Origin of the sequence: Streptomyces sp. SID5785, assembly GCF_009870065.1 — a bacterium.
Taxonomy (GTDB): Bacteria; Actinomycetota; Actinomycetes; order Streptomycetales; family Streptomycetaceae; genus Streptomyces.
The window spans coordinates 1-9293 of record NZ_WWIA01000460.1; the positions used below are offsets into that span (position 1 = coordinate 1).

Here is a 9293-nt window from a genome sequence, read left to right on the forward strand (position 1 = left end):
TGGTGCGCGGACCCAGGATGGATACCGGAGCGGGACGGCAGGACCGGGAAGCACCGGTGGGCCGAGCCTTCCCCGGACCCGACCTGGCCGTACCGGCCGGCAGTGGACCGGCCACCCTTCACACCCTGGGAGATGGATCCTCATGAAGCACGTCAAGAAGGTCTCGAAGCGCACCCGCGTCATCACCGGCACCACCCTGGCCGCCGCGATCGCCCTCGGCGGCTTCGGCGCCTACTCGGCGAGCGCCTCCGAGTCGACGCAGGCCGCCGCTCCGGCCGCCGCCGCGAAGAACGTCAAGGGCAACGCCACGACGACCACCACGCACCTGTCGATCGACGCCGCGTCGAAGGCCGCGCAGGCCGCGCTGGACGCCGCCGAGAAGGAGGGCCAGAAGGTCTCCGTGGCCGTCGTCGACCGCAACGGCAACACGATTCTGACCCTGCGCGGCGACGGCGCCGGCCCGCAGTCCTACGAGTCGGCCGTGAAGAAGGCGTACACCGCCGTGTCCTGGAACGCCCCGACCTCCGAGCTGGTCAAGCGCCTCGACAGCGCCCCGACCCTCAAGGACATCCCGGACACCCTCTTCCTCGCGGGCGGTGCCCCCGTCACCGCGAAGAACGCCCCGATCGCGGGCATCGGTGTGGCCGGTGCGCCCTCCGGCGACCTCGACGAGAAGTTCGCCCAGGCCGGCGTCTCCTCCCTCAACTGAGGCAGCCCTGAGGCAGCCCCGGGGCAGCCCTGGGTAACCCTTGAGGCAGCCCGCCGGGCATCGCAGACTCCCGGCGGCGTCGGACTCCCCCCGTCCCGACGCCGCCGGGCTTCGGCACATCCGCGTGCACCCGGCACGCGCCCCCCGACGAACCGCCCCACCGCCGCAGGAAGGACCGTCGCCGTGCCGCTGACCCTCGCCGTGCAGGTCGCGGTCACCCGGCTGCACGCGGCCGGGATCCACCTCGCCACCGTCACCGCGGCCGGGATGTCCAGGACCCGGCCGACCGCCCCCTGGAGAGCCGCCATGAACCCCCACAGCCGCGCCCTGCTGGACGCCGCCGGACGCGGAGACGCCGCCGCCGTGCGGGCCGCCCTCGACGACGGCGCCCCGGTCGAGGCCCGCGACAGCCACCGGCGCACGCCCCTGCTGCTCGCCGCGCTCCACGACCACGTCGACGCCGCGCGCGTGCTGGTCGCGGCGGGCGCCGACCCGGACGCCCAGGACGACCGGGACGACAGCGCCTGGCTGGTCACCGGGGTCACCGGCAGCGTCGCCATGATGCGCGCGCTGCTGCCCGCGGGCCCCGGCCTGAAGGTCACCAACCGCTTCGGCGGCATCAGCCTGATCCCCGCCGCCGAGCGCGGCCACGTCGAGTACGTCCGGGCGCTGCTGCGCGAGACCGACATCGACGTCGACCACGTCAACCGGCTCGGCTGGACCGCCCTCCTCGAGGCCGTGATCCTCGGCGACGGCGGCCGCGCCCACCAGGAGATCGTGGAGCTGCTGATCACCGCGGGCGCCACCCCCGGCCTGCCCGACGGCGACGGGGTCACCGCCCTGGAGCACGCCGAGCGCCGCGGTTTCACCGAGATCGCCGGCCTGCTGAGGGCCGTACGGTGACGCGCCGCGACCGGCCGGTCCGGACCGTGGTGCTCGCGCTGGCCGCGGCCGCGCTGCTCGCCGGCTGCTCGACGACGGCGGGCGGCGCGGACGGGACGGACCGGGGTGCGCCGTCCGCCGGGAAGTCTCCCGGGGACGCCTCGTCCCCGGTCCGCGGCCCCGGCCCCGAGCCGACCGGGCGGACCCCGGACGGCACCCTCCTGGTGGCCGACTTCGGCGCCGACACGGTCACGTTCGTCGACCCGGAGAAGGGGCCGGTCGACTCGGTGCGGGCGGGCGCGTACCCGTACGGCCTGGCCGTCGGCGAGGACGGCCGCGCCTGGGTGGCCACCGCCGAGGGCGTCGCGGTCGTCGACACCGAGCGGCGCGAGCGCGTCGACCTGATCCCGTACCGGACGAAGGGCCTGGGGCCGGTCACCGGCGGCGAGTACCGCGGCGGCGGCATGGGCATCGCGCTCGCGCCCGACGGCCGGCACGCCTACGTCGGCGTCAACGTGCCCGGCGGCGACGGCACCGTCGAGACCATCGACACCCGGACCCGCGAGGTCACCGACGCCACCGGGGTCGGCCGCCGCCCGTTCGACGTCGACGTGTCGCGGGACGGCCGCGAGGTGTACGTGACGGACCACGACTCCTTCGACGTCACGGTCGTCGACGCCCGCAGCCACGACGCGCGCCGCATCGAGGTCGCCCCCTACGGCACCGAGGGCGGCCTCGGCTCCTGGCTCAAGCCGCACTACGCGGCCGTGCGGCCCTCCGACGGGAGGCTGCTGTTCCCGTTCGAGGGCGAGAAGCTCGTCGTGCTCGACCCGCGGACCGGGCGCTCGACGGTCGAGCGGATGACGGCGAACACCCACCAGCACGGCGTCACCGTCACCCCCGACGGCACGCTCCTCGCCGTCGGCACCGGCCCCATCGACCCGTCCCGCGACGAGGGCCCGTCGCTGACCGTCCGCACCGCCGACGGCAAGGAGAAGGTGATCCCGCTGAAGGGCCCGCACGAGGACGTCGCGGTGTCGCCCGACGGGCGGACGGCCTATGTGACCGGCGGGTTCACCCGCGACGGCTACTGGAACGGCATCACGGTCGTCGACCTCGACAGCGGCGACACCCGCCGACTGTCCGCCGGCTCGCGCCCGTTGGGCATCGCCGTCCTCTGACCGGGCGCGCGCCGCCCGGCGACTCTAGGATCACGAGGTGTGCGCACCTACCGCCGCCTCGTGATCCCGCTGGTGCTGGCCGCACTCGTCGGCTGCGGCGGGGTGCAGGGCGAGCCCGGCGGTTCCGGCGTGCGCGACGACCCGTACTTCCCGCGGCTCGGCAACAGCGGCTACGACGTCACGCACTACGCCCTCGACCTCGGCTACGACCCCGCCACGCACGAGCTGACCGGCACCGCCGTCATCACCGCCCGGGCCCGCAAGGACCTCAGCGCCTTCGACCTCGACCTCAAGGGGCTCACCGTGCGCGGCGCCACCGTCGACGGGCAGCGCGCCGTGGTCAGCCGCACCGGCACCGAGCTGACGCTCCGCCCGCGCGACGAGCTGCCACGGGGGCACACGTTCCGCGCCACGGTCCGCTACGACGGCGCGCCCGTCACGATCACCGACCCGGACGGCTCCGAGGAGGGCTGGCTGCGCACCGCCGACGGCGCCCTCGCCCTGGGCGAACCCACCGGCTCCATGGCGTGGTTCCCCGGCAACCACCACCCCTCCGACAAGGCGACGTACGACATCACCGTCACCGTCCCCACGGACGTGCAGGCGGTGTCCAACGGCGAGCTGCGCAGCCGCAAGGAGTCCGCGGACGGCCGCCGCACCACGTACGCGTGGCACGTGGCGCAGCCGATGGCGAGCTACGTCGCGACGCTCGCCGTCGGCCGCTTCACCGTCCGCGAGTCCCGCACCCCGGACGGGCTGCCCGTGCTCACGGCCGTGGACCCCGCCGAGCAGCGCGCGAGCGCGAAGGTGCTCGACCGGCTGCCCGAGGTACTGGCCTGGGAGACCCGGAAGTTCGGCCCCTACCCCTTCTCGTCGACCGGCGCGATCATCGACCGGGACGGTGACGCGGGCTACGCCCTGGAGACGCAGAATCGCCCGGTCTTCCCCGGCACCCCCGGCCTCGGCACGTTCGTGCACGAGCTCGCCCACCAGTGGTACGGCGACAGCGTCACGCCGCGCACCTGGCAGGACATGTGGCTCAACGAGGGCTTCGCGACCTACGGCGAATGGCTGTGGGAGGAGGACCACGGCGGGGACACGGCGCAGCGGATCTTCGACGACCGCTACGCGCTGCCGTCCTCCGATCCCCTGTGGGCCTTCCCGCCCGCACGTCCGCCGGACGCCGCACACATCTCGGCCCTGCCCGTCTACGACCGGGGCGCGATGGTCCTGCACAAGGTCCGCGAGACGATCGGCGACCGCGCGTTCTGGCGCCTGCTGCGGTCCTGGCCGGCCGACCACCGCCACGGGAACGCCGACACCGCCGAGTTCACCTCGTACGTGGAGCGCGAGAACCCCGGCGAGAAGGAGGCGCTCGCCGGGGTCTGGAAGGACTGGCTCCACGGCTCGGGAAAGCCGGGGAGTGCCTGAGCGGCCGGGGCCGCCCAGGAGCTGCCGCTCGCGTGGCGCCGGAGTGGGTGTCGGGCCGGCGCCGGTGAGCGGCCGAACACCGGCCGGTGCAGGCGGCGTTGCCGCGCCGCGGGCCGGCCCGGCCGGGCGGGAGGCGCGTGGTGCGCCGCCCTCGCCCGGGCCCCCGGGCGTCGTCTAGGCTGCGGGCCCTATGCCCACAGATGACCAGCCCCAGCACGAGGACCAGCAGCAGACACGGCCCGGGACGCGGAACCGGACCCTGAGCATCCGTACCCCCGACGGCACCGCCGACGCGTTCGCCGTCTTCCCCGACGGGGGTGGCCCGCACCCCGGCGTCCTGATGTACCCGGACGGCTTCGGCATCCGGCCGGTGCTGTGCGAGCTCGCGGGCGAACTCGCCGCGCACGGCTACTGCGTCCTCGTCCCGAACGTCTTCTACCGGGACCGCCCGACCCCGGTGATGGATCTCCCCGACTACATCGACGCCGCCGAACGGCCCCGGGTCATGGCGCAGTTGATGCCCCTCATCGAGGCCCACACCGCCGGGCGCACCCTCGCGGACGCCGCCGTGTACCTGCGCGTCCTCGCGGACCTGCCCGAGGCCGCGCCCGGCCCGGTCGCGGTGACCGGCTACTGCTTCGGCGGCCTGCTCGCGGTGCGCACCGCCGCCGCCCACCCGGACCGGGTCGCCGCCGTCGCCGCCTTCCACGCCCCCGTGGCCGCCGCGGGCCCGGACACCCTCGCCCGGCTCACCGGCCACGCGCACTTCGGCCACGCCGCGAGCGACCTGACCCCGGCGGACCTGACCGCCCTCAACGCGACCCTGGCCGAGGTCACGGCCCTGACCTGCACCTCCGAGATCTACCCGGACACCGCCCACGGCTTCACGATGCGGGACACGGACGCGTACGACGCGGCCGGCCTCGCACGGCACTGGGACCGGCTGCTGCCCCTGCTCGCCCGGGCTCTGTAGCCTCACCCGTCCTCGGGCAGCAGCCGGAACGCGGGGTGCCCGGTCAGCGGTCGGGTGGGACGTCGGCCGGGGCTCGGGCCGTGGCCGGCTCAGAGTTCCCTGCGCAGCACCCGGCAGTCGCGGCCCAGGTCGAGGTCCTTGCGGCGGGCGATCTCCCGGTAGCCGAGGGCCGTCCAGAAGGCCAGGCCCTTCGGGTTGTTCTCCAGGACCGCGAGGCGCAGGGCGGTGCGGCCGGCGGCCCGGAAGTGGTCCTCGACCGCGCGGGCCGTCGCGCGGCCGTGTCCCGCGCGGTGGGTGCGGGCGTCGACGAGGAGCAGGCCGAGCCAGGGGTCGGGGTCGGCCGGATCGGGGTGGCGGGCCGTCGTCAGCGCCAGCGCCACGACCCGGCCCCCGGCCCGGGCGAGGAACGCCTCGGACTCGGGCCGCGCGAGGTCGTCGGCGAGCGCCGCCGCGACCTGCTCGGTCGTGATGGCGTCCGGGTCGGGGAAGTCCCCGCTCAGCGCGAAGAACTCACGGTTGGACGCGTACAGCTCGGTGACCTCGGTGAGCAGCTCACCGGGCAGGGCGTGGTCGGGACCGGGGTCGAGGCGTTCGATCAGCACGGGGTCGAGGGTAGAGGGACGCCGGGAGAGCGCGGCGGTCGGTGTGCGGCGGTCGGTGTGCGGCGGTGGTGTACGGGGGACGGTGCGCGGCGGGAAATGCGTTGCGGGGGCGCGCGGCGGTCGGCCACGATGCCCGCGTGACCCCTTCCCCGTACATCCCGCGCCCGCTGTCCGCCCTCGCCCCCGCGGCGCGGCGACAGCAGCAGGCGCGTCCGGGGCGGAGGCCGATCCCGCCCCTCGCGTGAGCGGGGCGCTGGTCGCGGGGGTCCTCGCCGGGTACGGGATCGCCGTGCCGGTCGGGGCCGTGTCGGCCTACCTCGTCTCGCTGTCCGCCCGCACCGGTCTGCGCACCGGCGCGTGTGCGGCCCTCGGGGTCGCCACCGCCGACGGGGCCTACGCCCTGGCCGCGGTCGCGGGCGGCGCCGCCCTCACGCCCGTCGTCGAGGGCGTCCGCACCCCGCTGCGCTGGGCGTCGGTGGCCGTCCTGCTCGTGCTCGCGGCGCACACCGCGCTGGGGGCGCTCCGGCGGCGCGGGGACCCCGGCGGCGCCGGGCCCGACGCACCCGCGGGGACCCGTGCCTACCTCGGGCTGCTCGGCATCACGCTCCTCAATCCGATGACCGTCGTCTACTTCACCGCGCTCGTCCTCGGCGACACCCGCACCGTCACCGGCGCCGCGCAGCGGGTGGTGTTCGCGCTCGCGGCGTTCGCGGCCTCCGCGAGCTGGCAACTGCTGCTCGCCGGCGGCGGTGCGCTGCTCGGCCGCGGGCTCACCGGGCCGCGGGGCCGGCTCGTGACGGCCTGCGCGTCGAGTGTGCTCATCACGGGGCTCGCGGTGAGGCTGGCCGTGACAGGTTGACCCTCGACCTGGTTCAGGGCCCACAGTCCCGGGTGTGGAGAGCGACATGCGCAGCATTGGTGAGATGGCCCGTGAGAGCGGCCTCGGGGTGAGCGCCCTGCGGTTCTACGACCGGGCCGGAGTGCTGGTCCCGGCCTGGGTGGATCCGGTCAGCGGCTACCGCTGGTACGCGCCCGGGCAGCTCGACGAGGCGCGCATGCTCGCCGGGCTGCGCCGGGCCGGGATGCCGCTGGCCGACATCCGGCTGGTGACGGCCGGCTGGCCCGGCCCGGACACCGATCTCGTACGGCATCTGTTCGACGCGCACCTGCGTCGCCTCGAACAGGGGCTGTCCGACGCCCGCGACGCGTTCTCCGCACTCCGATCGCTGCTCGACCTGAGGGAGAACCCCGTGACGACCACCCGTACCGCCACCGCCGACGTGGAACTGTCCGCGAACGGCCTGGCCGCCGCCCTCGACGCGGTCCGGTTCGCCGTGAGCCGCGACCCGGAACTGCCGATGCTGGCCGGGGTGCTGCTCGACCTCGAGGGCGGGGACCTGCACACCGTCGCCACCGACCGCTACCGGATGGCGGTCGCACGCACCGCGGTGACCGGGCACGGCGACGGGGGCCGGGTGCAGGTCGTGGTGCCCACCGCGCTCGCCGACGCGATGCGCGCCCTGTCCGTCGGGGACGGCCCGGTGCGGCTCGTCGTGGCGGACGGCCGCGTCACGCTGGAGGCGGGCGACCGGCAGACGGCGGGCCGCGCCGTCGACCACGACTTCCCCGACTACCGGCGGCTGCTCCCGCCCGGCGGCGGGCGCCGAGCGGCCGTGGACGTCGCCGCCTTCCGCGCGGCCCTGCTGAGCGGCCCCGCCCGGCTCGACGAGACGGGCGCGTACGAGGTGAGCGTGCTCCGGATCGACGCCGACGGCGCCGTCGGCCCGGTCGCGGAGGGCGACGTCGGGGAAGCGGGGGAGTGCGTCGCCGTCAACCGGGCCTATCTGCTGGACGCGTTGGCCGCGCTGGACGGGGGTGGCCGCGACCGGCTCGTGCTCGAACTCGGCGCGCCCACCGCCCCGATCGCGGTCCGCAGGACCGACGACGAGGACGCGTACTCGCTCCTCATGCCCGTCCGCCTGGAGGACTGACCGGGTGCCGACGGGCCGACTCCCCGCCTCCTATGCGCTGTGGCTCGGCGGTCTGCTCGCGTCGCTCACCGGCAACGCCGTCTTCGCCTTCGCCCTCGGCTGGGCCGCGACCGCGCACGGCGGGGGCGTGGCGGGGCTGGCCTCGGCTCCGCTGCGGCGGGACCGTACGGGCCTGGTCGCGGTGGCCGGTTGACGGGCCGGGCCCCGGCGCGGGAGCGCGCCGGGGCCCGGTGGTGCGCCGTGCCGGCGCGGGTGGCTCGGGTCAGACGGTGACGCCGAAGTCCTGGGCGATGCCGACCAGGCCCGAGGCGTAACCCTGGCCGACGGCGCGGAACTTCCACTCCGCCCCGTTGCGGTAGAGCTCGCCGAAGACCATCGCGGTCTCGGTGGCCGCGTCCTCCGACAGGTCGTAGCGCGCGATCTCGGCGCCACCCGCCTGGTTGATGATGCGGATGTACGCGTTGCGCACCTGGCCGAAGTTCTGCGAGCGGTTCTCCGCGTCGTAGATGGAGACCGGGAAGACGATCTTGTCGATGTCGGCGGGCAGCGCCGCCAGGTTCACGTTGATCGCCTCGTCGTCGCCGGCGCCCTCGCCCGTGCGGTTGTCCCCGGTGTGGACGATGGACTGGTCCGGCGTCTGCTTGTTGTTGAAGAAGACGAAGTGGCCGTCCGAGTAGACCTTGCCCTCCGGGTTCACCGCGATCGCGGAGGCGTCGAGGTCGAAGTCGGTGCCGGTGGTGGTGCGGACGTCCCAGCCGAGGCCCACGGTGACGGCGGTCAGGCCCGGAGCCTCCTTGGTGAGCGAGACGTTGCCACCCTTGGACAGGCTTACTGCCATTGCGGGAGTCCTTCCCTCGTTGCTTGCGCGGTGTGCGAGTGCGTGTGCACTTCGACTGCGTACGCAGTCGAAGCTACTCGTACCCGTATGAACGCGAACGGGGTACCCGAGGGTTCCAGCTCCCTTTACTTTCTTTACTCGGGTCGCCGGGACGCCGCGACGCCGGGAAAACGGCGTGACGCGGCCGCACGTACGCGCGACCATGGACGCATGTCCGGTCCTTATCCCATCCGCGGTGCGGTCGTCCTGCCGGAGGCCGAGCTGGTCTGGCGCTTCTCGCGGTCCTCCGGGCCGGGCGGCCAGCACGTCAACACCAGCGACTCCCAGGTGGAGCTGCGCTTCGACCTCGCCGCGACGAAGGCGCTGCCGCCGGTCTGGAAGGAGCGGGCCCTGGAGCGGCTCGCCTCCCGGCTCGTCGGCGGCGTCCTCTCCGTGCGCTCCTCCGAGCACCGCTCGCAGTGGCGGAACAGGGAGGCGGCGGCGGTCCGGCTGGCCGCGCTCCTCGCCGAGGCGACGGCGCCGCCGCCGAAGCCGCGGCGGGCCACGCGGATTCCCCGGGGGATCAACGAGCGCCGGCTCAGGGAGAAGAAGGCACGAGCCGAGACGAAGCGGGGGCGCGGCCGCGCGGGCCGGGACTGGTAGACGTCGTGTGCGGCCCGGTGGGGCTTCTCGCGCAGTTCCCCGCG

The 9293-nt window shown here is 75.1% G+C and carries 11 protein-coding genes; 9 read left to right on the forward strand and 2 right to left on the reverse strand.

Annotated features, from left to right (window positions below):
- The first annotated feature begins 142 nt into the window (after nt 1–142).
- From GTW43_RS15090 to GTW43_RS15110, 5 genes are all read left to right on the forward strand, one after another.
- Entirely contained in the window at nt 143–709 is a 567-nt protein-coding gene (locus GTW43_RS15090; RefSeq protein ID WP_161302421.1) for a heme-binding protein, read from the forward strand.
- A 306-nt stretch (nt 710–1015) separates the two neighbouring features.
- Entirely contained in the window at nt 1016–1612 is a 597-nt protein-coding gene (locus GTW43_RS15095; RefSeq protein WP_161302439.1) for an ankyrin repeat domain-containing protein, read from the forward strand.
- Nucleotides 1609–2772: a hypothetical protein gene (locus GTW43_RS15100; protein ID WP_161302423.1), complete on the forward strand. Its 1164-nt coding sequence runs from the start codon at nt 1609–1611 to the stop codon at nt 2770–2772. Before GTW43_RS15095 ends, GTW43_RS15100 begins: the two co-directional genes overlap by 4 nt.
- 39 nt (nt 2773–2811) lie before the next feature.
- The gene (locus tag GTW43_RS15105; RefSeq protein ID WP_161302425.1) at nt 2812–4203 is read left to right on the forward strand and encodes a M1 family metallopeptidase; all 1392 of its coding nucleotides are present in this window, start codon (nt 2812–2814) and stop codon (nt 4201–4203) included.
- 190 nt (nt 4204–4393) lie between these two features.
- A complete protein-coding gene (locus tag GTW43_RS15110; protein WP_161302427.1) occupies nt 4394–5176 on the forward strand; it encodes an alpha/beta fold hydrolase in 783 nt (260 codons plus the stop codon).
- Between the two features lie 89 nt (nt 5177–5265).
- Here GTW43_RS15110 and GTW43_RS15115 read toward each other — a convergent pair whose 3' ends face one another.
- Complete coding sequence (locus GTW43_RS15115; RefSeq protein ID WP_161302428.1) at nt 5266–5778, reverse strand: GNAT family N-acetyltransferase; 513 nt, start codon at nt 5776–5778, stop codon at nt 5266–5268.
- 241 nt (nt 5779–6019) lie between these two features.
- Between GTW43_RS15115 and GTW43_RS15120 the strand changes: the two genes are divergently transcribed.
- Genes GTW43_RS15120 through GTW43_RS15130 form a run of 3 tightly spaced genes read left to right on the forward strand, consistent with a single transcriptional unit; the run spans nt 6020 to nt 7962 of the window.
- Nucleotides 6020–6637: a LysE family transporter gene (locus GTW43_RS15120; protein WP_161302431.1), complete on the forward strand. Its 618-nt coding sequence runs from the start codon at nt 6020–6022 to the stop codon at nt 6635–6637.
- Between the two features lie 46 nt (nt 6638–6683).
- Nucleotides 6684–7769 carry a MerR family transcriptional regulator gene (locus GTW43_RS15125; RefSeq protein ID WP_161302432.1) on the forward strand — a complete coding sequence of 362 codons (1086 nt, stop codon included), beginning with the start codon at nt 6684–6686 and terminating at the stop codon, nt 7767–7769.
- A 4-nt stretch (nt 7770–7773) separates the two neighbouring features.
- Nucleotides 7774–7962: a hypothetical protein gene (locus GTW43_RS15130; protein ID WP_202501460.1), complete on the forward strand. Its 189-nt coding sequence runs from the start codon at nt 7774–7776 to the stop codon at nt 7960–7962.
- Between the two features lie 69 nt (nt 7963–8031).
- On the opposite strand, the gene GTW43_RS15135 is transcribed toward GTW43_RS15130, so the two are convergent.
- The gene (locus GTW43_RS15135; RefSeq protein WP_161302434.1) at nt 8032–8607 is read right to left on the reverse strand and encodes a TerD family protein; all 576 of its coding nucleotides are present in this window, start codon (nt 8605–8607) and stop codon (nt 8032–8034) included.
- A 210-nt stretch (nt 8608–8817) separates the two neighbouring features.
- Between GTW43_RS15135 and arfB the strand changes: the two genes are divergently transcribed.
- Nucleotides 8818–9249 carry an alternative ribosome rescue aminoacyl-tRNA hydrolase ArfB gene (gene arfB / locus GTW43_RS15140; RefSeq protein WP_161302436.1) on the forward strand — a complete coding sequence of 144 codons (432 nt, stop codon included), beginning with the start codon at nt 8818–8820 and terminating at the stop codon, nt 9247–9249.
- The last annotated feature ends 44 nt before the right edge of the window (nt 9250–9293 follow it).

What these genes read in the sequence shown, in the direction of transcription:
- GTW43_RS15090 (WP_161302421.1), top strand. Translation starts at nt 143, where the DNA reads ATGAAGCACGTCAAGAAGGTCTCGAAGCGCACCCGCGTCATCACCGGC.
- GTW43_RS15125 (WP_161302432.1), top strand. Translation starts at nt 6,684, where the DNA reads ATGCGCAGCATTGGTGAGATGGCCCGTGAGAGCGGCCTCGGGGTGAGC.
- GTW43_RS15135 (WP_161302434.1), bottom strand. Translation starts at nt 8,607, where the DNA reads ATGGCAGTAAGCCTGTCCAAGGGTGGCAACGTCTCGCTCACCAAGGAG.
- arfB (WP_161302436.1), top strand. Translation starts at nt 8,818, where the DNA reads ATGTCCGGTCCTTATCCCATCCGCGGTGCGGTCGTCCTGCCGGAGGCC.
- GTW43_RS15110 (WP_161302427.1), top strand. Translation starts at nt 4,394, where the DNA reads ATGCCCACAGATGACCAGCCCCAGCACGAGGACCAGCAGCAGACACGG.
- GTW43_RS15095 (WP_161302439.1), top strand. Translation starts at nt 1,016, where the DNA reads ATGAACCCCCACAGCCGCGCCCTGCTGGACGCCGCCGGACGCGGAGAC.